The sequence below is a fragment of the uncultured Paraglaciecola sp. genome, from assembly GCF_913020055.1.
Lineage (GTDB): Bacteria > Pseudomonadota > Gammaproteobacteria > Enterobacterales > Alteromonadaceae > Paraglaciecola.
Genome location: NZ_CAJWCF010000065.1, coordinates 1 through 26,085 on the forward strand (window position 1 = coordinate 1; position 26,085 = coordinate 26,085).

Annotated in this window: 26 protein-coding genes; 9 read left to right on the forward strand and 17 right to left on the reverse strand. The window is 38.8% G+C overall.

Features of this window, described 5'->3' with window-relative positions:
• Positions 1 to 59 precede the first annotated feature (59 nt).
• The 3 genes from QZ488_RS14060 to QZ488_RS14070 are packed head-to-tail and all read right to left on the reverse strand — an operon-like array spanning position 60 to position 3,294.
• On the reverse strand, positions 60 to 422 hold the full coding sequence (locus QZ488_RS14060) for an alpha-glucosidase domain-containing protein (protein WP_293749836.1): 363 nt from the start codon (positions 420 to 422) through the stop codon (positions 60 to 62).
• A gap of 41 nt (positions 423 to 463) precedes the next feature.
• Positions 464 to 1,327 carry an alpha/beta hydrolase-fold protein gene (locus QZ488_RS14065; protein WP_293749841.1) on the reverse strand — a complete coding sequence of 288 codons (864 nt, stop codon included), beginning with the start codon at positions 1,325 to 1,327 and terminating at the stop codon, positions 464 to 466.
• Positions 1,324 to 3,294 (reverse strand): alpha-amylase family protein, encoded by a 1,971-nt coding sequence (locus QZ488_RS14070; RefSeq protein WP_293749843.1) that lies wholly within the window; start codon positions 3,292 to 3,294, stop codon positions 1,324 to 1,326. The genes QZ488_RS14065 and QZ488_RS14070 overlap by 4 nt, the downstream gene beginning before the upstream one ends.
• 193 nt (positions 3,295 to 3,487) lie before the next feature.
• Between QZ488_RS14070 and QZ488_RS14075 the strand changes: the two genes are divergently transcribed.
• The 4 genes from QZ488_RS14075 (at position 3,488) to QZ488_RS14090 (ending at position 6,643) form a co-directional block, all read left to right on the forward strand.
• Positions 3,488 to 3,760 carry an RNA-binding protein gene (locus tag QZ488_RS14075; protein ID WP_293749846.1) on the forward strand — a complete coding sequence of 91 codons (273 nt, stop codon included), beginning with the start codon at positions 3,488 to 3,490 and terminating at the stop codon, positions 3,758 to 3,760.
• 409 nt (positions 3,761 to 4,169) lie between these two features.
• Positions 4,170 to 4,637, forward strand: a complete 468-nt coding sequence (locus QZ488_RS14080; RefSeq protein ID WP_293749848.1) for a c-type cytochrome — start codon at positions 4,170 to 4,172, stop codon at positions 4,635 to 4,637.
• A gap of 117 nt (positions 4,638 to 4,754) precedes the next feature.
• Positions 4,755 to 5,675, forward strand: coding sequence for a universal stress protein UspE (gene uspE, locus QZ488_RS14085; protein WP_293749850.1), 921 nt, complete (start codon positions 4,755 to 4,757; stop codon positions 5,673 to 5,675).
• Positions 5,676 to 5,686: 11 nt separating this feature from the next.
• Entirely contained in the window at positions 5,687 to 6,643 is a 957-nt protein-coding gene (locus QZ488_RS14090; RefSeq protein WP_293749852.1) for a universal stress protein, read from the forward strand.
• Between the two features lie 14 nt (positions 6,644 to 6,657).
• Here QZ488_RS14090 and QZ488_RS14095 read toward each other — a convergent pair whose 3' ends face one another.
• Positions 6,658 to 6,900, reverse strand: a complete 243-nt coding sequence (locus QZ488_RS14095; RefSeq protein ID WP_293749854.1) for a DUF6868 family protein — start codon at positions 6,898 to 6,900, stop codon at positions 6,658 to 6,660.
• A 23-nt stretch (positions 6,901 to 6,923) separates the two neighbouring features.
• On the reverse strand, positions 6,924 to 7,778 hold the full coding sequence (locus tag QZ488_RS14100; protein WP_293749856.1) for a cation diffusion facilitator family transporter: 855 nt from the start codon (positions 7,776 to 7,778) through the stop codon (positions 6,924 to 6,926).
• A gap of 139 nt (positions 7,779 to 7,917) precedes the next feature.
• Here QZ488_RS14100 and QZ488_RS14105 point away from each other — a divergent pair, with 139 nt between their 5' ends.
• Together QZ488_RS14105 and QZ488_RS14110 are read left to right on the forward strand one after the other, a co-directional pair.
• The gene (locus tag QZ488_RS14105) at positions 7,918 to 8,907 is read left to right on the forward strand and encodes a 2-hydroxyacid dehydrogenase (RefSeq protein WP_293749858.1); all 990 of its coding nucleotides are present in this window, start codon (positions 7,918 to 7,920) and stop codon (positions 8,905 to 8,907) included.
• Positions 8,908 to 8,996: 89 nt separating this feature from the next.
• Complete coding sequence (locus tag QZ488_RS14110; RefSeq protein ID WP_293749860.1) at positions 8,997 to 9,299, forward strand: carboxymuconolactone decarboxylase family protein; 303 nt, start codon at positions 8,997 to 8,999, stop codon at positions 9,297 to 9,299.
• Between the two features lie 93 nt (positions 9,300 to 9,392).
• On the opposite strand, the gene QZ488_RS14115 is transcribed toward QZ488_RS14110, so the two are convergent.
• The 3 genes from QZ488_RS14115 to QZ488_RS14125 form a co-directional block, all read right to left on the reverse strand.
• Positions 9,393 to 10,124 carry a helix-turn-helix domain-containing protein gene (locus QZ488_RS14115; RefSeq protein WP_293749862.1) on the reverse strand — a complete coding sequence of 244 codons (732 nt, stop codon included), beginning with the start codon at positions 10,122 to 10,124 and terminating at the stop codon, positions 9,393 to 9,395.
• Between the two features lie 124 nt (positions 10,125 to 10,248).
• Entirely contained in the window at positions 10,249 to 11,559 is a 1,311-nt protein-coding gene (glgC, locus tag QZ488_RS14120) for a glucose-1-phosphate adenylyltransferase (protein WP_293749865.1), read from the reverse strand.
• Between the two features lie 45 nt (positions 11,560 to 11,604).
• Positions 11,605 to 12,027, reverse strand: a complete 423-nt coding sequence (locus QZ488_RS14125) for a universal stress protein (RefSeq protein ID WP_293749867.1) — start codon at positions 12,025 to 12,027, stop codon at positions 11,605 to 11,607.
• A 347-nt stretch (positions 12,028 to 12,374) separates the two neighbouring features.
• Here QZ488_RS14125 and QZ488_RS14130 point away from each other — a divergent pair, with 347 nt between their 5' ends.
• On the forward strand, positions 12,375 to 14,036 hold the full coding sequence (locus tag QZ488_RS14130) for a diguanylate cyclase (protein ID WP_293749868.1): 1,662 nt from the start codon (positions 12,375 to 12,377) through the stop codon (positions 14,034 to 14,036).
• Between the two features lies 1 nt (position 14,037).
• Here the strand turns inward: QZ488_RS14130 and QZ488_RS14135 are convergent, their stop codons facing one another.
• The 9 genes from QZ488_RS14135 to QZ488_RS14175 form a co-directional block, all read right to left on the reverse strand.
• Complete coding sequence (locus QZ488_RS14135) at positions 14,038 to 15,090, reverse strand: chemotaxis response regulator protein-glutamate methylesterase (RefSeq protein ID WP_293749870.1); 1,053 nt, start codon at positions 15,088 to 15,090, stop codon at positions 14,038 to 14,040.
• A 9-nt stretch (positions 15,091 to 15,099) separates the two neighbouring features.
• The gene (cheD, locus tag QZ488_RS14140; RefSeq protein WP_293749872.1) at positions 15,100 to 15,714 is read right to left on the reverse strand and encodes a chemoreceptor glutamine deamidase CheD; all 615 of its coding nucleotides are present in this window, start codon (positions 15,712 to 15,714) and stop codon (positions 15,100 to 15,102) included.
• Between the two features lie 3 nt (positions 15,715 to 15,717).
• Positions 15,718 to 16,536, reverse strand: coding sequence for a CheR family methyltransferase (locus QZ488_RS14145; protein WP_293749874.1), 819 nt, complete (start codon positions 16,534 to 16,536; stop codon positions 15,718 to 15,720).
• Between the two features lie 3 nt (positions 16,537 to 16,539).
• A complete protein-coding gene (locus tag QZ488_RS14150; protein WP_293749876.1) occupies positions 16,540 to 19,257 on the reverse strand; it encodes a methyl-accepting chemotaxis protein in 2,718 nt (905 codons plus the stop codon).
• Between the two features lie 9 nt (positions 19,258 to 19,266).
• Positions 19,267 to 19,752, reverse strand: coding sequence for a chemotaxis protein CheW (locus tag QZ488_RS14155; RefSeq protein ID WP_293749878.1), 486 nt, complete (start codon positions 19,750 to 19,752; stop codon positions 19,267 to 19,269).
• On the reverse strand, positions 19,745 to 21,652 hold the full coding sequence (locus QZ488_RS14160; protein WP_293749880.1) for a chemotaxis protein CheW: 1,908 nt from the start codon (positions 21,650 to 21,652) through the stop codon (positions 19,745 to 19,747). The genes QZ488_RS14155 and QZ488_RS14160 overlap by 8 nt, the downstream gene beginning before the upstream one ends.
• An 18-nt stretch (positions 21,653 to 21,670) precedes the next feature.
• Entirely contained in the window at positions 21,671 to 22,036 is a 366-nt protein-coding gene (locus QZ488_RS14165) for a response regulator (protein ID WP_293749883.1), read from the reverse strand.
• Positions 22,037 to 22,178: 142 nt separating this feature from the next.
• A complete protein-coding gene (locus QZ488_RS14170; RefSeq protein ID WP_293749885.1) occupies positions 22,179 to 22,775 on the reverse strand; it encodes a hypothetical protein in 597 nt (198 codons plus the stop codon).
• A gap of 49 nt (positions 22,776 to 22,824) precedes the next feature.
• Positions 22,825 to 23,892, reverse strand: coding sequence for a patatin-like phospholipase family protein (locus tag QZ488_RS14175; RefSeq protein WP_293749887.1), 1,068 nt, complete (start codon positions 23,890 to 23,892; stop codon positions 22,825 to 22,827).
• 536 nt (positions 23,893 to 24,428) lie between these two features.
• On the opposite strand from QZ488_RS14175, the gene QZ488_RS14180 reads away from it, so the two are divergent.
• Entirely contained in the window at positions 24,429 to 24,935 is a 507-nt protein-coding gene (locus tag QZ488_RS14180; protein ID WP_293749889.1) for a PTS glucose transporter subunit IIA, read from the forward strand.
• A 251-nt stretch (positions 24,936 to 25,186) separates the two neighbouring features.
• Entirely contained in the window at positions 25,187 to 26,047 is an 861-nt protein-coding gene (locus QZ488_RS14185; RefSeq protein WP_293749891.1) for a hypothetical protein, read from the forward strand.
• Positions 26,048 to 26,085 lie beyond the last annotated feature (38 nt).

Sequence of the window (26,085 nt, forward strand, 5' to 3'; positions counted from 1 at the left end):
GTGCTGGGATCATAGACCACCTCCTTATTAACTGTAATTATATACAGTATTGCAACAGTTTACAAAAACATAGCCATCTTTAAAGGTGATTTATCGATTACTGCCTTTAATTCCCCGGTACTCAACTCCAATGTATTGAGGGTATTTTTTAAATCTAAGTCAACTGAGTGTTGACTCTCTACAAGGGCAAAAGAAGGTAATTGTTTGGTGTTTGTGGGTTGATAAAACACTTCAAATGCTTGGGCAGAATAAGCGGTCAGAGTTACCTTTCCTTGATCGGTTAAAACAACCAGCCCATTACCTTCAAGTCTGTTACTTTGATACTCTGCGGCTTGTGTTAAATAACTAAAAACAACAAAAACAAATAGGCTCACTGTTTTAAGTGCTCTAGTACTGAAAATTGCCTGTTTACTGAAATACATAGTTTTTATCTTCTAGGTAAATTAATTGGAGCCGGATAGGTTTAAAACGCAGGCTGTTGCAGAAATAACCATTGAATGGCTTGAGAAAATTCTGTTCGCCATAATTGTTCGTTATGTTCGCCGTTAGGAACACGTTTAAATAAGAGGTTTTTCCGAGGGTGACCTTGTTGATCTAGTTGTCGTTGCATTTGACTGGTGTCAGCGATCATACCGTTGCCTTCTTTATCGCCAAACAGCACATACAAACGGGCATCTACTGCTGCTTTTTTCAATTTAGTAAAAGAAAACACATCTTGGGAATACCAATAAGAAGGTGAAAAAATGCCTGCTTTACTGAACATTTCTGGATAGGCGTGAACAGCGTAGTGGGAAATCAAGCCCCCCATTGAGCTACCCATAATAGCGGTGTGTAAACGATCTGCTTTGCTGCGAAAATTGGTGTCGATATAAGGTTTAACAACCTCCACTATGAAATCCATGTATTGTTTTCCTTGGGCTTCACCAAAACGTTTGTTTTCCCAAGGTGATAACTCATTCATTCGAAAGTCTGCGCCGTTATCAATGGCTACAACAATCACCTCTAAGCCTTGTTTTTCAGCGAGTAGGTTGAGTGACTCGTCAACTCCCCACTCCCCTGCATAGGCAGTTTTGTCATCAAATAAATTTTGCCCATCATGCATGTAGATAACTGGATAACGTTTATCTGTGTGCTGATAACTAGGCGGTAAATACAAGCGAATAGTGCGTTGTCTGTCTAGTTCGGGCATCACAAATTGATAGGGCAACACCTGCACATTGTCAGTTGCAGTGGAGACTTTTACCGACTCACTACAAGCTACTAGTAACAAGACTGATATAAAGGTGAAGAGTACACCCACCCTATTTTTACTCGGTTTGAATCTCATAACTGGATCACCATTGATTGCATAGGTGCTAAGGTTAACTGCATTTTCCCTAATTGCTCATTCACTAACAAGGTTTGTTCTGTACCAGTTAATAAATCGACACCAACCAATGTGCCTGTGTTGAGTCCTAATATGCCGAGTTGTTCCTGATTTAACAGCAGCGCCAGATTGATTGTCTGTTTCTGGTCAAAATGGCTGATTACCAATAGTCGCTGATTTTCAACATAACGCACAAAGGCGACTAATTTATCCGCTCCCTCAATACCACTCTGACCTTTTACTGTCTCATTGCCTCGAGCGTCTGCCACTTGTATCTGTTTGAAATTTACCGGCATATATTCACCGAGCATAGCCGGGTGGAAAGCTGAGATTTTCATCACATCCGCATAAAAGCTGCGTAATAATTTTTCAGACGCGGTTAATTGGCCGCCATCGAACTTACCGTTATTCATCCAACGTTGGTGTGCTGGAACACCCCCATAATCAAAAATACTGGTCCGAGACGGATCACCAAAACCTAAGTCTTCGCTGCCGTCTTCACCTACTTCTTGGCCAAAATACAATAATGTAGGTGATCGACTGATTAGTGCTGACACTACTAAGGCTGGCATACCCATTTTTGCGCCACCAACTTTTCCAGCAAAGTCATCACTGGCAATACGCTGTTCATCGTGATTTTCAAGAAAGTGCAACATATGTTGTTCGATATCTTGATGGCCTGCTTGAATTTGATGTAAAACCCGGCCTTTTTCTGTGCCTTGCATAATGGCTTTTAAACTATCGTAAAATTCAACTTTATCGTACAAATAGTCCATTTTACCTAGTTGAATATATTGGCGATACAAATCTGGGTTGTACACTTCGGCTAACAAAAACGCCTCGGTTTTTTTCATCTTTATAGAGGAGTTTAAGTAACTCCAAAATTCTACTGGCACCATCTCAGCCATATCATAACGAAACCCATCAACACCTTTATCTAACCAATAATGAGTGATATCGCGAAACTTACGCCATGAATCGGGCACCTGTTTATCTTGCCAAAATTTAGCATGTTGCTGTATTTCGAATTGCATGTACTCTTCTGGTAAGCGTTCAAAATCATAACTACCATCTGGTTTTACGCCATAGTTAACCTTGACCGTTTCGTACCAATCATGAAAATGTGGTTGCGCTTTACGAGAACCATTACCTGTCCATTTGGCAGGTGACTCAGCAAATTTCCTATCAGACATAGGATCACTATCCCCGCCTAAAGGTTGATACCCGTCAAGGGGCAAAGGAACTTGAAAGTCCTGACCCACAACGTAATAGAAATTATTGTCTTTGGCGTATTCAAGGGTTTTATCGTCTTGTGCTCCAAAATCACTGACCGCTTCAGGTTTGGCTAAAGAGTGATAATTGCGCGCTACATGATTAGGTACGATATCTATGATGACTTGCATGCCATTGTTATGGGTTCTTGCAATCAATGCCTCAAATTCTTGCAAACGTTTTGCGGGATCATCGGCCAAGTCTGGGTTGACAGAATAATAGTCTTTAACGGCATAAGGGGAGCCAGCTCGACCTTTCACGACATCAGGATCATCATGACTAATACCGTAAGCCGAATAATCAGTAATCACATTGTGGTGTGGTACACCTGTATACCAAATATGTGTAGTACCAAGCTCTTTAATGCCTTGTAATGCCGTATCCGTAAAGTCACTAAATTTCCCCACACCGTTTTCTTGAATAGTGCCCCAAGGTGTATTGGTAGTGTTTGTATTTCCAAAAAGTCTAGTGAAGACTTGATAAACAACAGGTTTACCTCCTGGTTTTACGGGTAATAGATTTTCAATGGTCATGCTGTCTTGCTGCTTTTGTATAGTTAATTCATCTTTGGGTGCAGGTGAACACCCTGTAGTCACTGCAAAAATAACAATAGACAAAATATAGTGATTCCACTTAACTAATTTTGTTGCAAACATATAAAAGGTTCCGTCGATAAAGCTTGCTAAATCATACTTCTGCCAGTTGCTTTCTAACAGTATCCTACATACGTATTCACGATATATAGCAATCAGTAAAAATCGAACAGTTTTAAAATCAGATCCTCTTACCAAGCTTATACTGTTATCATTACAAACTATTAATGGGCATTACCAAAAAGTGACAAGCTAAATGAAAATATTGATCAGAAACCTAGACAGAGAAACCACAGAACAAGAACTAAAAGCGGCGTTTGAGGCCCATGGAAAAGTCCAGTCTTGCGATGTAGTTAAAGAAAAAACTAACGGCTTATCTAAAGGTTTTGGTTTTGTTGAGATGCCTAAACCAGGTGAAGCAAAAGTCGCAGTCAAAACACTTAATGATAGTATGTTAGGCGCTAACAAAATCAGAGTAAAATACGCTCAGGATAAAGCTGATACTCAAACTAAAGCACAAACTGATTAGTCCTTAGTTTCTAATGCACATGCTTAAATATATTTTTTGTGGCTGCTAGATATCATGTTTGTCATCGTAGTTATTAATATTCATGCATCAGAACCTTTGTTGATTAATTAAGGTCATTACCCTTTTGGCAAAGCCATTCTGTGGTTAGCCTTACTGGGGTGTTGTGTTTATGGCTGTCCCCCCTGATTTTATTCACAATAATTAGCAACTTTACTTTAATTTGCAATGAACTATAACTCATTGATTATTCACTTTATGTAATACCTAATTGATAAAAGGCCTGCGTATTTGATGTATCTTTTATGCACAAGTTTGATCCCTATCAATAAACTCGACTCCCCCTTATCCACTTAGTCTGATTTTTCCATTATGTTAATGCTTAATCTCATAACAAAGATAAGGCATTAACATGAAAACACTTATTTGGATTACTTCAGTTGTTTTAATTTCTGTAATGGCTGCTTGTACTTATGGCCCCGATTCTCCTCAAGGTTTTAGTCTGCCAGAAGGGGATACAGTAAAAGGTGAACAGGTGTTTATGCAATACCAGTGTTTGTCTTGTCATGCTTTAACAGGTTATGACGATCCGTCTTTACTTAAAGAGTTTGATATCCCCGTTCCACTAGGTGGTACCACATCTGTGGTTAAAACCTATGCGCAACTCGTCACCTCGGTCATCAACCCTTCCCATAAATTAGCGCCAAGAAATCGGTATATCGAAGAAAAAGTCAGCAACAATGATGGCAGTTCAAAGATGCGCAAATTTAACGATGTAATGACAGTTCAAGAACTGATTGATTTGGTTGCTTTTTTACAACCTAAGTACGATGTAAAACCGATTACTTATACACATTATGGCCAATATAGAATGCTGTGATTTTGGCCGCTGAACTCAATCCAGCAGCTTTAATTTGTAGTTATAACAATCATATATCAACCCTTTCCAACACGCTTTTCAGTTGGACTGGGTATCGGCAGTAATGGGGAGGTAAGAATGAAAACACCTAAACGAATATTGGTAGTCATTAGTGGTAGGCATGCTGAACACCCGGCGTTAGAACGAGCGTTAAAGTTTGCTGAATATAGTGAGGTGCATATTCATTTATTTAATTCAATCTACGAGCCAGTGATGGAGTTAACGGATGTATTATCGAGTGAACATCGCAAAGAAATGAAAAGCCAATACATGGCAGACAGGTATTTATATATGGATACCTTAGCTGATGATTTAGATAAAAAAGGTATCAGTTGCAGTGTCAATGTAGCCTGGCATCGAGAGTTACATGAAGCCATTGAAGAAATAGTCGATGAGCTTGAGCCTGATTTAGTCATCAAACGGATTTCGGCCGATGCCTCTTCTATCAACCCTTTTTCTATGCCAGTTGATAGACATTTACTACGTCATTGCAAAGCCCCACTTTTGTTAGTGAGAGAGTCTCAATGGGTAACAGATCCGATACTAGCAGCCATTGATCCTACGGCCAATGACAAAGAACACATCACGCTCAATCACAACATTCTCGAATATTCGAAAATGTTGGCCCATGTTACAGCCACACCATTACACAGCGTCAATACTTTTGAGACTCCCAGCATGGAACCAAGAATGGGGGTGGGTTGGGCTAATATTGATTTTGCGAGCATTAAAAAAGATATCGGTAAGGCGCATAAAACCAAAATGGAATCCTTGCTAAAAGAACATGAATTGTTCAATCAGCCCTATCACGTAATTGAAGGTCAAGCTGACATTGCTATTCCTAAATTAGCAAAAGAAATTGATGCACAACTATTAGTTTTAGGCACGGTTGGTAGGACCGGTCTATCAGGGGCTTTCATCGGCAATACAGCAGAGCATATTTTAGCCAATATGAATTGCGATATATTGACCCTCAATCCAACTTATAAACAACAGTAAGGGCAAATACCATGCAAACAATTAAAAAAATACTGGTAGATATCGATCCTGATAAAGAAGAACAACCGGCACTCAATAAAGCGTTACTGTTTGCTAAAAAACAACCTATAACCATTAAGTTATTAAGCTGCTTATATTATCCCTCCGTGATGGCCAGTAATTTGCTCACCCCAAAACAACTTGAAAATACCCAGGCCGAAATCCTAAAAATGCATCTAGGCAGACTCAATAATTTGATTAGCCAGCATCCACAAAACAATGTCACCTATGAGACTGAAGTGATGTGGAAATCGCCAATTTATCAAGGCATCTTAAAAGTAGTAGAAAGTTTTAAACCAGATTTAGTGATAAAGGCAACGCATCCACATAAAACCATAGCGAGAAGATTGTTTACTCCTACAGATTGGTATTTACTTAAAGCCTGCCCAGTACCCATATTATTTGTTAGAAACACTGAATGGACCCAAAACACAACAGTAGTTGCAGCCATCGATCCTGAGCATAACTTAAGTGCTGAAAGTGAACTGGACAAAAATATTCTAGAAACAGGTTTTGCCATCTCTTCAGACCTAGATATGACTCTGCAGGCGTTACACTGCTTTGACCCTAGTTATTGGGATATTTTACTTGAAGCGGTTGATAAAAGTGGAATGTGGGCTGATGTTTTCTCTTATGACGAGCATCAAAATGAATCGATGGTACTTGAAAAATTGCGTTATCAACATAATGTTAAATTTGCCAAAGAGTGTTCTGAATACGTACCCAACAGCGAACACCAACATATTATTTCTGGCGACATAGATGACATTTTGCCGAAAACATTAGAGCAGCTTAACGCAGGTATTCTGGTTATAGGTACCACCTATCGCACAGGTTTACTGGGAAGTACTGCACAAAGACTGATCGAAACAGTTGACTGTGACTTATTAGCGGTTAAACCTAAAGGTTTTGAACCACCGTTTCATTGAGCACAGATTTATACTCATTCAATAATACGTAGCGCTACATAAGGCGCTGCGTTAAATATAAGGATACAAAGTTTAAACAACCCCATACCGCAATAGTTGACCAAATCGAATTGTTGTTGGTTAAGGTCAAACCATTTCCCATGCATCAAGTGCAACCAATCATGGCCTAAACTAAATACAAAAAACCATATCAACAACACCGAATAATTAATCAATGTGCACCATGCAAAAAAGCTAACCAATTCTGTAGTTATCATATTACCCTTCTTTCATTATTTTATTAGCAAGCAAAATATTGATCCACATCGGGTTCGATATGTACCACAACGTCTTGAATATCGAATTTATCTGCTAACACCCGCTCAATGTCGTCAGCTATTTGGTGCGACTCTATGGTACTAAGGCTGGCACTGACCGTCACAGAGACATCAGCCATCTGCCCTTTGCCTGTATCTCTAGAACGAACATTTCCCACAGTGATAACTGCTGGAATATTGTTAACCGCTGCTTTTAATTCCTCTGGAGGGTAACGACTTTGATCAACTAAAACAGGAATTGCCCGTTGAAATAGGGTGAACGCCAGATAAAAAATGATACTAGATACGATTAGCGCAAACACAGTGTCTATCCAATAATATCCGAACGCAGCTATTTGCCAACCAACAATCACAACACCACTTGTCAATACATCACTGAAAGTGTGGGTTGCATCAGCATGTAATATATCTGAGTCTAATCGTTTAGCCCAAGACCTTTCCCACAGGGTTAAACCGACATTAACAGCCAACGAAAAAATTAATATCACCAACCCAAGTATACTCTGTTCAACAGGTTGCCCAAATCGTTCAACAGCATTCACAATTACTTCAAAAGCCACTATGGTTAACAATGACGCGAGTGCGAACACCGCTAATTGTTCAAATTTTTGATGACCATAAGGATGAGAGCCATCTGCAGGAGATTCAGTGACTTTGACTGCTAACCAAGCAAAAAGGTTGTTTGCCAAGTCAGAAAGAGAATGCACAGCATCAGCAATTATCGCTGCAGATCCAGTCATTATACCAACCGTCATCTTGCATACAGTGATCAGTGCATTTACACTGCCTTCAATCAGCAGAACCTTTCTAACGTGCATCTTTTTCCCTCATAAACGGTATTTATCTTCACCAAACGGAGGATATCAGATTACCTAAATAATTATGTGATCGAGGTCAACAAGAGAGTTTCAACAAATTTTATAATATAAGTCAGTTAGCAAAATATGAGGATCGATAGTGAAAGTAGCGTTTTTTAACACTAAACAGTATGACCAAGAGTACTTTGATCGTGCAAACTCTGATGGTGCGCACCAGTTACGTTATTTTTCATCCCGTTTAAATCTTGAATCGACTTCCCTTATCACTGATGAAAAAGTGGTGTGTGCTTTTATTAATGACAATTTAGATGCCCAAGTATTACATCAACTGAAAAACAAAGGTGTTGAACTCATTGCGCTACGATCGGCTGGGTTTAACCATGTTGATATGGCCTGTGCAAAACAACTGTCACTGCCTGTTGTGCGTGTTCCCGCCTACTCGCCTTATGCAGTAGCTGAACATGCTGTTGGCTTGATGTTATGTTTAAACAGAGGGATCCACCGCGCGCACAACCGTATTCGAGAAGGCGACTTTTCACTACGTAACTTAATGGGCTTTGACTTACACGGTAAAACAATTGGAGTAATTGGCACCGGAAAAATTGGCCAAGCCTTTGCCAATATCATGTTAGGTTTTGGTTGCAAGGTAATTGCTTATGACGTAGTTCAGAATGAACAATGTATGCAATCTGGAGTCACCTATGTATCACTCGATAACCTGCTAAGCCGAGCAGATGTTGTTTCGCTACACTGCCCGCTAACGCCCGAGACATATCATTTGATTGACCAAGAAGCAGTGGCAAAAATGCGCGATGGAGTCACTATTATTAATACCAGTAGAGGCAAACTTGTAGATACCAAAGCCATCATTAGCGGACTTAAAACGGGCAAAGTGGGTTTGTTGGGACTCGATGTATACGAAGAGGAAGAAGCGCTCTTTTTTGAAGACTTTTCAGCTAAAGGTATACAAGATGACTTGTTAGCAAGACTAACAACTTTTCCAAATGTGATTATTACTAGTCATCAAGGTTTTTTTACCCAAGAAGCGATGCTTAATATCGCCCAAACTACTTTGTCAAACATCAGTCAATTTGAACAAGACGGCAGTATTCAAAATGGCGTGATTTGAAACGCCAAGAAACTTGACCACCATCAATATGAACCTGCGGATATAAAGCATACTCAACTTCAGAATATTGCAATGTATTAGAGCAGACTATGACAACAACTAACCACGTTCAACGATATGAAAAACTTAAACTACTCAGTGCACAGCTAATCTCAGAAATACCAGAAGTGATGGCTGGATTTGGAGAATTACATTCTTCGGCCGTGGCAAAAGGAGCGCTGGATACAAAATCAAAAGAATTAATAGCCCTAGGGATTGCCATAGCAGTCCATTGTGACGGGTGTATTGCATTTCATGTGCATGATGCATTAAACGCTGGAGCAACTAGACAAGAAACCCTAGAAGCAATAGGTGTAGCAATTTTAATGGGTGGTGGACCTTCAATGGTCTAAGGTTGTGAAGCTTTAGAAGCCCTTAATGAATTTGAAAAAGAACAAAACCCACCTATTTAGCGCTTGTTTATTTGTGTATTTGGACAATTAAATTTAGGCGGTACGCAAAAGAGACGTTTCACGTTCCTGTAATAGACTTTGGTTAAGTTTTTCAAAGTCTATAATACGGACTCGACGTTTTTCCACCTCAATAATCTGTTCACTTTGCATTTGTGTAAGTAACCGACTCACTGTTTCAATTGCCATGCCTAAATAATTGGCAATGTCTACACGAGTCATAGTTAAATCAAACACTTTACCAGACCGGCCCAGCTCCTCAAATCGTGAAGACAAGTCAATCAGGAATGAGCTTAGTCGTTGAGCTGAGTTCATGTTGTTCAAACTAAGTAAAAATTTATTTTCATCATTCAGGACATGACTCATACCTTGTAACAAGTTGAATCGTAGACTTGCTGAAATCGCCATAGCTTTATCCAGCTCTCCTAAACCAATACGACAAACACTGCTGGTTTCTAAAAACTTTATCGACTGTGCATGAGCTCGATTATCAAAGCCATCCAGACCGATCAAATCACCTGGGTAATGAAAGCCGCCAATTTGTTCATAACCACTATTAGCCAAAACTGACGACTTTGCCGATCCACTGCGCAAGATATAAATAGCATCAAATGTCTGGCCTACACTGAATAAAACATCTGATTTATGGTAAACCTTGTGAGATCTCACTTTAGGCTCAACTTTACTTTTTTCCGCTTGGCTAAAACACATACTTGACATGGCACATTGTTGGCAAAGAGAAGGCCGCTGTGTTGTATTTATAGACATTTTACAATCCTCGTAAATGGGTCAAAAGCGAGCTGCTATTGGTATAGATCAAGAATAAGGATTAGCTGCGATCTAAGGTATTAGTTTTTCTGCGTAATTTATTTCGGAAAATACCTAGAACGCCCTAAGCAGAGTCCATTAATTCTATTTCACTGTCTAACAAAACCAGCTGTCCATCAAGTTTGCTAAGCATGTCTTTGGTGACTAAGACTATACCATCCTGGCTAATCCGAAATCCTCGAGCAATATCGTGTTGTTTGTTAACCCCAATGCTCATGCCTTTAGGTATTTGGCAGCCTGCATCAATAATTGCACGCTTAATAGTCACATGTTGAGCAATATCCACTTGCGGCAAAATCACTGATTGTTCAATATGACTAAATGAATGAACATGCACATCTGAGAACAATAAAGATTGCTCTATTTTAGCACCAGAAATGATACAACCGCCTGAGACGGTTGAATCTACCGCGTATCCTCGACGGCCATCATCTTCATTAAAAATAAATTTAGCAGGAGGTGATTGTTTCTGATGTGTCCAGATTGGCCAATCTTGGTCATAGATATTTAAATCTGGAGTGACTGCTACAAGATCCATATTAGCCTGCCAAAATGCATCTAAGGTACCCACATCTCGCCAATACGGAGCGACTTGTTCATCACCAGAAAGAAACCTGAAAGCCATCACTTGATTATTCTCAATTGCCGCTGGAATGATATCTCGACCAAAATCATGTTGTGAGTCTGTTTTTTTAGCATCTGCTATCAATTGCTGAATAAGAAATTCAGTATTGAATACATAGTTCCCCATAGACGCTAATGTGAATTCAGGTTTATCTTTCAGCGGACAAGGGTTATCGGGCTTTTCATGAAAATTGGTAATCCGATTGTGTTCATCAACGCACATCACGCCAAAAGCACCAGCAGCTTCTCGGACTGGAATTTCGATGCAAGATACCGTCATATCGGCACCAATTTCGACATGTTGGACCAACATGTCACCATAATCCATTTTGTAAACATGATCACCAGCCAGCACTACAACGTACTTGGGAGCGGTTTCACGAATAAACTCAATATTTTGATAAAGCGCGTCGGCCGTACCTTCATACCAATTGGAAGAATACTGTTGGGACGCTGGTAATAATTCTACATATTCACCTAAATCTCGATTCAGGTGTCCCCACCCTCGCGACAAGTGTCGAATCAATGAATAAGCTTTGTATTGGGTCATGACTCCAATTTTCCTGATCCCTGAGTTAATACAATTCGACAAGGGAAAATCTATCACCCTGAATTTCCCACCAAAATGGATAGCAGGTTTTGCCTGGTACTGAGTTAATTCACACAATCGACTGCCTTTTCCTCCTGCAAGGATCAAGGCTAAGGTGTCTCGTGTGATTTGACTTACATAACGTGAGTTAGAATGGATCATGTTGACAACCTATGGCTAGGCTTAAAGAAAGTTTTGACTGATAGCTTAAATTTTGATTGCCAATACATCGCACTTCACTCCATGCAAAACACCGTTCGCAGTTGAGCCTAACAACAGCTTTAAACCACTTTGGCCATGAGTGCCGATAACAATTACATCAGCGTTAATAGATTCAGATAAACCATGAATTTCATCTACTGGCTCGCCAATAGGTGCGTATATTTGATTATCAGGAATATCATGTTTCTTAGCCAAATCTAACAATTTTTCTTTTGCATTTTTTTGGTTATCGTTGACAAACTCAACGCCCACTCCAAATCCATATGATTCATAATAAACATGTGGGAAAGTGACATAAACAAGACTAACCTGAGCCGGTTTATCGGCAATACTCAATGCCCGTTCTAACACCTTTTGGTGTTCAGAAAAGAGGTCCACTGCGACTAAAATATTTTGATAGTTATTCATATCCATTCACCCTTTGATTTAAACACTAGGTTGGCTAAACTAATTGCAAATTTAACAATGTATTTATCGTTTCAATGAAAAACTGCAAAGGTAATAATCTAAAACATTGTGATTAGCGCCACTTATTTTATTAGAACCTAAATCAAGCAATAGACTTTGATCTGAATCAAACAAGCTCAATTTGTAATCAACAACAATAGTGATTGACGTTAGCCCTTTACCCCCTTTAGAACAAGCTAGTTTGAATTGATAATTTTCTGTACATATCAACTATAAATCAGTAAGTTATGAAGATAGGTTTATGGTAACTATTAATTGGTTTCGTATAAAAAAGCCAAAGGATATTTATGAATTCTAAGTTGGAACAAAAACTAGCCGAGTTTCGCATCTCCTTCATTGCCGAGTTTAATGACAAACTTGCTGGGCTTATAAAATTATGGTCAGAAGCTAGAACGTCAGGATCTTTGGACTCAGTTAAGAAATTTAGATTCGAAGTACATAGTCTCAGGGGATCAAGTGGCGCGCTTAAGTTTCTGTCGCTAAGTGACAGATTAGGTATGATAGAAGAAGAAGTCGCCCCCTGTGAAGATAAAATCAATAACTTAAAAAGTGTAATTCCTTTTATTGACCGTCATATGAATTCGATAATTGAGGCATCACGTAATAATCCTAATCCGTTATTGGTATTAAGAGAAGAATCACCTTCCCTTGGTGAATCACTCGAGTCACCTAGAAAAAAAGAAGACATTACCTCGCAGTCATATAGAGACATCAGTATTGCTCTCTTAGATGACAATGAAACCACTTCAGCAGTCCACGCTAAACTTTTAACTGGGTTTGGATTTACAATCAGCCAGTTCAATTCAATCGAACAGCTAGAAAAAGTATTAGAGCAACAAACATTTAATATCGTGTTGATTGATACTGATAACTCAACTGACCAACCTGAACAAATGTTTCAATTTGCCTCAAGACTGAAAAAAATCAATACCGACGTATTTGTTTTATCCTCTTCCAGTTCATTTGAAAACAGGCTTGCCGCAGTAAGAGCCGAGGTAAACGAGTACCTGTTAAAGCCTGTTAACATTACGACCTTAGTATCTAAAATCCGTAAAAACTTTAAAATTGATTTAATCAGACCCTATAGAATTTTACTATTAGATGACCAAGCTTCAGTGGGGATTTTTTATAAAACGTTACTAGAAGACGAACACGTTGAAGTATTAGCAATAAGCCAAGCAGAAAAAATCATGACTGAATTAGAATCATTTCATCCTGATGTGTTTTTGTTAGATATGCATATGCCAAACATAAGTGGATTGGAAGTCGCACAGTTACTACGCCAACAAGCTAAATATGATTATGTACCGATTATTTTTCTCACTGCGGATAAAGATATCAACACCAAACTTCAAGTGTTAGAGTGTGGTGCTGATGATGTGATTCCGAAAAACACCTCACCAAACCTTATCGTACAACAGGTTGATAGTCGCATTCAAAGAGGACAGGAAATACGCTACCTTGCCTCTAGAGATAGTTTAACTGGTGTACTCAATCATGGACAAATAATGGATGCAGCAGCCCATGCTTTAAGGATGGCGTCACGCCAACAAAACCCTACAGTGGTGGTCATGATAGATTTAGATTTTTTCAAAAAAGTGAATGATCAATACGGACATGGTGGTGGTGATAAGGTGCTGATTTCACTAGGACAATTATTGCTACAATCGGTTCGCGACACTGACTATGTGGGTCGCTATGGAGGCGAAGAATTTATGGTGGTTTTCAGTGACACAGACGTCAATGTTATTGAAAATAAAATGAATAACATTTTAACGGCCTTTTTACAGATCAATTATACCGTTGCTGAACAATCCTTTAATTGTAGTTTTAGTGCTGGTTTAGCTAGTTCACTTCATCATGATAAACTAAGTGAACTAATATCTTCAGCTGATGGCGCTTTATACAAAGCAAAAGAAGCGGGTAGAAGCAAAGTTTGTGCGGAATAGATTAATGGGTGTTTTTGTTGATTAAGGGTTTAGCCGTTCGTTCTAATAACCTTTGAGCAATCAAGTCTAAGTCCGTTTGTTCTATTGCTGCGCTTATTTTAACTGCTTCTTTGGGCATTCCATATATCACACAACTCGACTCACTTTGTGCAACCGTATAGGCACCTGATTGGCGTAATGCCAATAATCCTTTTGCGCCATCTTTGCCCATGCCTGTTAATATTGTTGCTGCGACTTGTTTCCCCGCTGCTTGCGCTAACGAACTAAACATTACGTCTACAGAAGGTTTGTGGCCAGATACTGGCTCACCTTCATCTAATTTAACGCGATACTCTTCATTTTTGGCCACTATCAAAAGGTGTTTATTTCCAGGAGCTATATATACGGTTCCTTGTACAAGCACTTCACCGTCTTGCGCCTCTTTGACCGCTACGTTACATACATTGTTTAATCTCTGCGCAAAAGAAGCAGTAAACCCAGCGGGCATATGTTGCGTAATAACAACAGGTGGACTGGTAATCGGTAAGGACTCTATAATGACTTTTATCGCTTCACAGCCCCCAGTTGAAGCGCCAATGGCAATAATTTTCTGTTTCAAAAAACTGTCAAACTGGTTGTTTTTACGAGCAATTGAATTTACACGAGATTTAAATACTTTGGCTTGGAACACCAATCGAATTTTATCAACAATTTCTTGTTGATAAATTGAAATACCTTCGGAAACACCTAATTTTGGTTTAGCAATATAATCAATTGCTCCCAACTCCAATGCACGAAGAGTTGCTTCAGCACCTTGTTCAGTTAAAGTTGATATCATCAAAACTGGTGTGGGTCTGGCTTTCATTAATTTGTCTAGAAACGTTAAACCATTCACTTTTGGCATTTCAATATCCAAAGTAATTACATCAGGGCTAAGAGAATTAACCATCTCTTTTGCAATGTAAGCATCCTTCGCCACTCCCACGACATGCATGTCCTTTTGTTGGTTAATAATTTCACTCAACAAACTTCGAATAAGCGCCGAGTCATCTACGACTAATACACCAATTGACATCTTTAACTCCTAAAACAAATCAACATCACCGGATTTTTTCGAAGTTTCCTTCAATTTAATTCTATATTCACTTTCACGATCGATGATCGTACTGTTATGCAATGATTTAAGCTTACGCACTTTAACTTCTCCGGTTTCCGGAAAGAAATAGACTTTCCTTGGAAAGTCATCTAACAAGTCATTAGCAACAACTGGGATATGTTCAGTGCGCAAGTAATCCATCACAAACTCGACATTTTGTTCACCCACATTATTGACCGTAACGCCTCTAAGCACATTTGCTCCGCCAAAGATTTTGGCTTCAAGTCGATGCCGATGTGCGCCCATTTTTAACAACTGATTAATGAGCAACTCCATAGCATATATGCCATACCGCGCCGACTCTGAAAACATAAGTCCGTTACCACCTACATCATGTGGTAATAAAAAATGGTTCATACCAGCCAATTTAGTTAAGGGATCCCGCAGACACACTGAAACACATGAGCCAAGAACCGTAACTATCATAGTATCGTCTTGAGTAACAAAATACTCACCAGGCAATATCTTGACAGCATCACGCTGAAAAACCCGATCGTAATACCGGTTAGGTGTGACTTGGTTAAAATTGCTTTGCTCAGCCACAAACTACCTTACGGGTTGATAGACAGTCTTGCCTAAAGGTTTTAGCGAATTGGTCATAAGAGAGAAGTTCTCAGAATGGCCAGCAAAGTATCTTCCATTGTCGTCCAATTTATCCACCATTTTTTCTAATAATTTAGCCTGCGTCGACTTATCAAAATAAATCATCACATTGCGGCAAAAAATCAACGATAACTTATCAGGTACATCCCATTTATTGTCTAATAAATTAATACTTTTAAACTGAATTAGAGCCTTCAATTGTGGGATCACTTTTGCATTTCCAGTTTGACTACCTCTTCCCTTAAAAAAAAACTGTTTTCTTTTAACACTCGACAAATTATCCAAATTTTTTAAAGGGTAAACCCCTTTTCGCGCCACACTGAGAACCTGACTATCGATATCTGAAGCAATAATTCTAACCGGAGGATCATAACAACCAAACGCCTGTATAACTGTCATAGCAATAGAATAGGCTTCTTCGCCTGTACTACATGCTGCACACCAGATGGTATAGGGTTTAGGGTTCGCCACAAGATAGTCATGCAAGATATCAAAATGATGAGGCTCTCTAAAAAATGAAGTTAAATTGGTCGTCAGTGCATTAACAAAGTGTTCCACTTCATCGGGACTAGAATTTAAGCACTCCCAATAATCAACGAAGTTCTTTAACTTCAACACTCTCAATCGCCTCACTAGGCGACTATAAACCATAGAGTCTTTACTATCAGACAACTTGATACCGGTCAGTTGATAAAGTCGATTACGCAACTGGTCAAAATCTTGCTGGCTAAACGCGAACTCTCTTTGTAAATGATTGATCACTGATTAAAAGCTTTCCCACTCATCATCATCAGAATGAGGCAATTCTATTAGTGCTTTTTTAGTAAACCGCTGACTATCTAATCTAGGTGAGTCATGCGATTGCTGCTCTTTAAGTTTGGCGGGTTTAAACGCATTCTCATTCAGAGTAAAACTTCCCACACTTCTAGATAGTTGTTCGGCTTGATGAGTCATTTTCTCGGCAGCGGCAGCAGCTTGTTCAACCAAAGCCGCATTTTGTTGGGTCATTTCATCCATTTGAGTAATGGCTTTGCCTACTTCTTCAATACCAGATGATTGTTGCACTGAAGCTGCGGCAATTTCTCCCATGATGTCATTCACTAGTTGAATTGACACCACAATATTTTGCATAGTCTCACCAGACTTTTTAACCAAATCGTTGCCCTCTTCAATTTTCAACACGGAATCAGATATTAAGCTTTTAATATCTTTTGCTGCATTTGCAGAGCGTTGGGCTAACGTTCTAACTTCTGAAGCAACAACAGCAAACCCACGGCCTTGCTCACCCGCTCTAGCGGCTTCAACAGCAGCATTTAACGCGAGAATATTAGTTTGAAAAGCAATAGCATCTATTACCCCAATAATGTCGGAAATTTTTCGTGAGGATTCATTGATTGAGGACATAGTTGTCACGACTTTTTGAATTAATTCACCACCTGTTTTTGCTACTTCTGACGCTTCTGTTGCAAGCGCGTTTGCCTGCTTAGCGTTGTCAGCATTGAGCCTGACTGTGCCGGTAAGTTGCTGCATACTTGAGGCGGTTTCTTCTAGGTTTGATGCTTGTTGCTCGGTTCTTGAAGACAAATCTGAATTGCCTCTGGCAATCTCACCCGAAGCATTATGAATGGTTTCACTGGCAACCAATATCTCAGCAATCATATCGGTCAAGTTTATGCTGGTAATATTACAGGCTTTTTTCATCTCATCAAATGTACCTTGATAATCTGTTTCAACCCTTTTAGTTAAATCTCCATCAGCAATCGCCATTAATACCTGACTAACAGTAGTGAGCCCATTTTCGGTAACGTCCAGCAAATGATTCAGACCGTCAGATATGGTAAGCAAAAAGTCTTCTTTACCGGAGATATCGATTCGCTTGGTAAAGTCTCCTTGCAATGCTGCATCGACCATCATAGCTATTTCTGTTTGAGCCATAACTTCTTTGGTTCTATCTAACCACTCTACAACAGTACCTAAACGATCTCCGTTATCTGCATATACGGGGTTTGCTAACAATCTAAAATTGCGTTTACCTACTTGTATTTGTGCTGTATGTTTTTGCGATAAATGTTCTAAAATTGCTTTTTGATGGGCTGGATTCTTATGGAAAATATCAATTTTTTCGCCCATCACTTTGTCTGCAGTAAAATGTGGTAATACTTCCCTTAGATCGTCTTCGCATTCTCTTAACATGCCTTTGACTGAAGTATTAAGGTATACAATTTCACGATCATTGTTGGCAATCATAAAGCAGGTAGCGCTATTATCTAATGCTTGTTTTACCCTTGCCGCTTCTATAGCACGCGCGTCAGCCTTTTTTAGTTGTTGGTTGAGCTCACTTAGTTTCCGGTTCAACTCGCCCATTTCGTCTTTGCGCAAGGTATCAAACTCAAAATCAAACTTACCTTCAGAAATATGTTTAAATGCTAAGGTTAACGAGCTTACTGAGTCTTTAATCGATTTAATCAGCAGGAATGCGATAATAGCGCTAAATAGAAACATCACTGAAATCGAAATTAATGATGCTCTACGCTCAGACGCTATATGATCGACCCGTTTTTGAATCGCAGATTCAAGTTTAATCACTGCATCATCAAAAAACGAATAGATGCGATTAATAACCAAACTATACTCTTCAAAATATTTAGCTGAAGGATAATTTAAGGGTCCATCTTTCAAAATTTGTTGCCTAACAATTGCGGTTAAATTATCAATTTCCGTTTCAAATTCGTTGGCTTGTTTTTCAAGACCACTAAACTTTTCATCACTCGCCGCAGCCGACTGTAGGTTTTCGATAAAATCATGAAAGGGGAATGTCAGCACAGACAAATTTGCAGCTATCATCACTTTTTCTGCTGGGGACACCACTCCTCGAGCCAATATACCAGCACCAAATCCACGAATTTGACCCAATGAATCGGTTAAGATCGGTAAGTTTTCAAAATTAGCAATAATAAGATGATAACTGGGTGCAGCTGGATCATAACTTAAGAGCGAATATTGCATTAACTGGTGTACCAAATTGTTAAGGCTAAGAATCACCTTTGAACTCGCTTCAAATAAATCAGCTTCACTTACATCCCTGCCCGAAGCAACGCTCTTTGATATTTGCCACAGGTTTTTAGATTGAGCAAGTTTTTCTAGAACTTTGTCAGAATCAACATTTTCAAGCAGATATTTTGTTAGGTCAGAAAACCCTTGCTCTACTTCAGAATTTTTAGCACCTAAGATACCGACAACACCTTTTTCACCACTAATAAATCGAGCGGATACCCCCCTGTATTCACCCAACACTTTCATCAACTTAATGGTTTTAATGATGGGTGGTGTAGCGGATACCTCATGTTCAGCCACATATTGAGCATCCAGCGAGAGGGTCACGTAAAAATAACTAGGTACAATTAAGCCAATAGTCGCTAGTACTGCAATCAATAGCATTTTTGTGGCTAACCTAAGGTTATTCAGCCTATTAACAAAATTCATATTATGTTCCTATTTCGAAGACTCAAATAACCCTAGTTCATCACTAGAAATTAAACTTTCAATATTGATTAAAATAACCATTTGTTCTTCAATAGTCGTTAAGCCGTAAAGATAACTACTATCAAACACAATACCAAACTCAGGCGGTGGTTTTATATCTTGCGCCATGACTTTGATCACATCACTAACCTCATCAACTACAATGCCCACCACTCGTTGACCAATATTGAGCATGATCACTATTGTAAATTCGTTATAAGTGGCTTCACCAACAGAAAATTTAATTCTTAAATCAATGATAGGCACAATATCGCCTCTAAGATTCAGCACACCTTTTACAAAGTCTGGAGCGTTGGCTATCTTAGTGACTGGCTGGTATCCACGAATTTCTTTCACTGTCATGACATCTAGGGCATAAGTTTCTTCGCCTAAGACAAAAGTTAAAAACTCATGTTCAGTATCTTTGGCTAACGTTTCTATTTGTTGTTTAGGCAATTTTGACCTCTATATCTACAGATGGTTGGTTCACAGTAGATGCTAATGATTCAACATCTAGAATAAAGGCTACGCTGCCATCTCCCATAATAGTTGCGCCAGCGACACCGGGTACGGGTTTGTAATGATGTTCTAAACTTTTAATCACAACCTGTTGCTGCCCTACTAAACCATCAACTAACAAACCAAAACGTTTATTAGCAGTGGTAATGAGTACGACTATTGCTTGAGTAGGATCTGATTCCGCGCCTTGTATATTCATATACTCATATAAGGGTAAGATCGGCCAGTATGCATCTCTTATCCATAACATCTGCTCGTTGACTAATGTTTTGATTTGGTTACTGACGGGCTGAATAGATTCTACGATCTGTGTAAGTGGAATAATAAATACTTGATCACCAACAGAAACACATATGCCATCCAAAATAGCCAACGTTAACGGTAAGCGGATGATAAATCGCGAGCCTTTACCAAGCTCAGATTCAATTTCAACTTGTCCACCAATAGATTCAATATTTTGTTTAACCACATCCATCCCCACCCCACGCCCTGATAAATCAGTGACTTCAGTGGCGGTAGAAAAACCGGCAGCAAAAATCAATTTCCAAATGTCAGAATCAGGCATTTTGTCATGGGTCTCGATACCGTTTTGTTTAGCCTTTTCTAATATTTTTTGTTTATCTAGGCCCGCTCCATCATCCACAATACTGATCAAAATACTGCCACCACCTTGTTCAGCCTTGAGTGTGACTTTACCTACCTGTGGTTTTCCCGCAGCGAGCCGTTTGGCAGGTAACTCAATGCCATGATCAATACTATTTCTGACTAAATGAGTAAGCGGGTCCACCAGTTTTTCAATTAAACTTTTGTCAATTTCAGCACTGCTGCCTTCTATCACTAGCTCAACTTCTTTATCTAATTTAGCCGCTAGATCTCTGACAACACGAGGAAATCGGTTAAACACAAATGACATAGGTAACATGCGCATAGACATAGCGGTCTCTTGGGCTTGTCGCACATTTCGGTCTAAAATTTCTAGCGCCTCTTGTAACTTTTCAGTTCCATGGCCAAACACATCCTCACTGGCAAGTTTGAGCATCGATTGGGTTATCACTAATTCCCCGACCAAATTAACCAACGAATCAATTTTTTGAGTATCAACTCGTAAACTATTACTTTCTTTGACCACTGTTTTTTTGCTGTTTGATTTAACCGTATTCGAAGGCTTAGTTTTAGTTGAATCTAAGTCATCTTGAATAACCGCGTCATGTTCAGACAAAACGGGGGTTCTAATGCCCTGATCGCAAACTGATTCAAGTGGTTCGAAAAAGCCAAATCCATTACTTTCGTTTGAGGGCGTACTTTTGACTTCATCATCGATAACATCCTTAGAAAATTCATTTTCATCAAATAAACCAAAATCAACATTTTCATTTACTTCTGAAGAATCAATAGGCGTAAAAAAACCAAACCCTTGTTCATTTTCTTCATTATTTTGAGCAGATTTATTATCATCAATGACAGCATTTAACGCCTGCGTACCCGCTTCAATAGCAGCCCAATCAATGTCTTCTTTGTTTCGGTAACTATTTAAAATAGCTCTCAGTAAATCGCCGGTAGTAAGTAACGTATTGACTATAGGTGTGGTTAAATGAGTTTGCCCTTTTCGCGCTTGATCTAGAAGGCTTTCCATAACATGGGTTAACCCCGTAAGGGCATCAAAACCAAAAATCCCACTGCCGCCTTTAATTGAATGAGCGGCACGAAAAATACAGTTTAAATCTTCAGGATTTGGGGATTCCACTGAAAGTGTCATTAACACTTCTTCCATTTCCACTAAATGTTCTTCACTTTCATCGAAGAACACACCGTGGAACTGATTCATGTCAATAGACATTGATGTAGCTCCCTAATTCTAGCCCAACACTTTAGCAGTAACTTGAAGAAGTTTATTTGGATCAAAAGGTTTTACCATCCAGCCAGTAGCGCCGGCCTCACGCCCCTGAGACTTCATACTATCACTAGCTTCGGTAGTTAATATTATGATGGGAGTCCGTTTATAACTATCAATCCCTCTTAGAGATTTAACCAAAGTAATACCATCCATTTTTGGCATATTTTGATCAGTTAACACAAATTGATATTGATGTTGTTGACACAATTCCAAGGCAGCTTGTCCGTCTTCAGCTGCTGTAACTTGGTAATCCCCAGACTTTAGGGTCATCTCTACCATTTGCCGGATAGAAGGTGAATCATCAACGATAAGAATATGTGGATTCATTGTCTAGTTGTTCTCACTTTGTGACGACTGGGGCTCTTGCAAACAGAGCATAACGTTAAACCAGATAAGCAGCTTAACATCAAATTATATGGGATAAATATAGATTATTTTCAGTATGTTAAGCCAACTTTTATAGCCAAAACTAGAAAATATCTACAGAACCAGCTTCTAGTTTAGTCGACGCAACAGGATTAAGCTTTTTTGATTGTAGACTATGAATACGCTTCAACTGTTCAATTACCTTATTCTCATAGGAGTCACCACCATGTAAAACTAAGTCACTTATTAGGCCACGAACAAAGCTAAGTGTTTCATTGGTAAATGACAAATTTTGCTGATTAATATCATCAAACTGCAAACCACTGATAATTTCATGGGTGATAGTTGAAATCTGTAACTGTGTATTCTGTTGATCGTCAAGTTTATCTAAACGTTGGTCCGTAATAGATTGCAACAAAGATAACTTTTTACATGCACTATTTAGCATGCTCATCGCTTCGGATTGAGTGGTAGAAATATGCTTTATATTCTCCTCACACTCATGGATTACTCCAACGATTTCAGTTAGGAGTTGGTTTTGAGCTGAATGGTCAGAAGAAAATTGTTTTTGCCTATTTTTAATCAAATTTAATAAAGTGAAAATCAATAACGGTAGAAGAGATAAATACACCCAACCTAAATAGGAAGCAATCAAAGACGCCGATACCGCAGCCAATAAAAACAACCAGTCTCTATTCAAATACCCACCTTTTTACTTTTTCAGTAAGGTTAAATTTAATCAGTCTATATCAGCTAAACTCAATGGGCTTAATATGTTCAACAACCTGTTGATTATCACACATGTGCTTAAAAGCTTGACCTAAACTATCACTTTTTGAAATCACAGTTTGCCAGTATTCAATACGCTGCTTTGCTGGCATATCTTCAAAATCTTTTCTATCTGGTATTTTACCATAAGGTAAACTAGCCACAAACTCATCAGAGGGTACCAGCATGACCACATCTTCATAACTACTAGCATGTGGTAACCGCTTTTTCAGAGATTTATCAAACCAGCCCGGTACAGGTTTTGAATAAAAGTGCGGATAAAGCACTAATCCTTTTTGTGGACCAAAGGTTAAATCAAAATGATAATCAATAATACCACCGTCTCTATACATGCCTTTAGGGGCACCAACAATATCCCTTACTCCTTCAATCACAATAGGAATAGAGCCAGATGCCATTAAAGCCTGAGGCAAATTTTCAGCCGTTAATGGAACAGAATATGATGGCATTTTATTCGGATCATTAAGTATTAAATCGGAGCTTGGCGACGAAAACAAATAGCGTTGGTAAAACTTTTCTAACCATTTTCGTTTTAATACATTAGCACTAGCACTAGCGATAAGGCCGGTCATTTGTATTGGTTTTGCTTCGAATTGAGTTAACCCTTTACATTTTGCAACGATAAAATGTGCTTTAATGACCGGGTTGTTAATAATCTCTTCGCTACCATTTTCACCTAAAACATAACTCAGCAATGCCGCGCCTTTTTCAGTGATTTCTTTGGCCGTTGGCTTATCAGAATAAACAGTATGGGAATAACGCTCGGCTAAACGATTAATAGCCGACAACGGGTCTTTTTGCGCAAAACAGGCAAACCGAAATGCTCCGGCTGACGAACCAATAATATTTAAAGGTTTTGTTCGCCCTGCGAAAAACTCGGGAAAGATATAACGATCAAGCCCCGCTAATACAAACCACTTAGGCCCCCCTGACGCGCCCAACATATAGTCAAATAAATTTGCACTGAAGCCCTCTTGTTTAATACGTGCAAGGGCATTTTTCCCCGCATAAATATCCAAAACCTGCATACTTTTCCTTCTTTACTCAAGGCAAATTGTCTTAATGGTTACAACATAAATTACACAAACAGCACAAAACAAGCCTTTTACGCCCTCGTATTAACAACTTTATAGAGTTTCTGTGTATAGCTTAAAACACAGTTCCCAAGTTTAACAACTTGTACAATAGATGCATCTAATTCAAAGACGTTACTATATGACCTGCTCATAGATAATGTCGTTAAATGGCTCTGTACTAATGCCACTACTTGCATGTTGTCCATAATAAACTCACCTTAAATGATGCAATTTCAATCAAGCTCCAAGCTATCGAGCACTTTACGACCAACATTAATTTATACTTATATATCAATTAATTACGAACAATATAAACAGAACTGAACAGAGTTATCCACAGGAACAGTGGATAACCTCAGCTTGACAACATTACAGCCGACTGTTTTGCTATCATACTCAAAAAACAGAACTGAGCATTATGCCAAAGATTTCATCACAGACTAAACAGATTAAAAACCTATCCGTTATTTTGGTTAATAGAGGGTAGGATGGGATTATTTAGTCGCCTAGTAGACGCAAACTCAGTTCCGACACACAAAAAAGCTGTAGATATATCGAGTCCGTTAACAGGTAAAGTAATACGATTAGATGACGTGCCCCACGCAATGTTTACTGAGCGACTTTTTGGTGAAGGGGTCGCCATTAAACCTTCCGGACACCAAGTATTGGCACCATTTTCTGGCACAATGTTACTTTTTCCAGAATTGGCTAATCAATTGAGGATAAAAGCAAAGAATGGTCTACAGATGCAAATACAGCTTGGCATTGATTCGCATCTTATGATGGGAGAAGGTTTTAAAAGAGTCATCAAACAAGGTGAACACTTCGAACAAGGACAAGTGCTTGCGGAATTCTCTATTATTAAGATGAAAAGACAATTAAGCAGCATCTTATGCCCCATTACTTTACTTAATAGCGACAAAATCAAAGGCCTTCAAGCCCACTATTATCAAGTTGTTGCCGGAGAAGATAAATTGATGACGGTCTATATATAATTTAAAAACTTGGGCAATTTTGAGTAACTAACCACTTAGTAACGATATAGGGCGTTGATTTGTTCTGCATTAATCAGCCATTATCTAAAAATTTGCTGGATTTCCCCGCATACTCTAGACTCCTGAAAAGTAGTAGAACTATAATTATGTTGGAAAAACGGGCAAGTTGCGGGCTAAGCTATAGCCCTTTGAAAGTGTTAAGTTTTACTAATATCAACAAAAATGAACAGAGTTAATCTGAGGTTTATATCGTGATCAAGCCCGTTATTATTTCAATTCTGTATTTTACTGTAATCAGTGTTTGTATGGCACAGGGCAGTGTTTTTACATACAAAGGCCCTGAGAGTAAAGAGGACCAACGTTTTATTTATATGCAAAAAGTATTGGAATTAGCGCTTAATAAAACAAAAGAGGAATACGGAGACTTTAGATTACAAGCAACCGCTGAGGGCATTAATCAGGGCCGGCTTTTATTACAGATGCACAAAAGCATCTATTCAAATTATTTTTTTAGAGTGTCGATCACTGACGAGTTACTCGAAGATTTTCGTGTCATAAAATTTCCTATTGATCGTGGTATGTCTGGCTATCGTGTTGCATTCACAAATAAAAAACGCCAAAACAGTTATTGCGCCATTAATAATAAAGAAGGCATTAGCAAGGCCATTATCGCACAAGGCATTGGTTGGTTAGACAGTGATATTTTAAAACACAATGGGCTCAATGTTTACACTATTGCCAATTACAAAAGCATATTTGAAATACTGAGTTTAGATAGAGTTGATTTGTTTTTTCGAGGTATCAACGAAATCAAAGCCGAATACGAAACGGAACGTGTAACTTACCCCAATTTAGTTATTGAACCCTGTATCGCTCTGTATTATCCCCTACCCCGGTTTTTTGTCACCGATAAAAACAATATAGAGAATGCCAATCGAGTTGAAAAAGGACTTAAAATTGCTTTCGAAGATGGCAGTTTTAACAAACTGTGGGAAGAATATTTTAGGGACAGTATCGAGTTAGTCAATTTACAAAGTAGAACATTAATTAAATTAGATAATCCTTATATAAAAAGGCTATGTTTTTGTAAACTGTTGCAATACTGTATATAATTACAGTTAATAAGGAGGTGGTCTATGATCCCAGCACA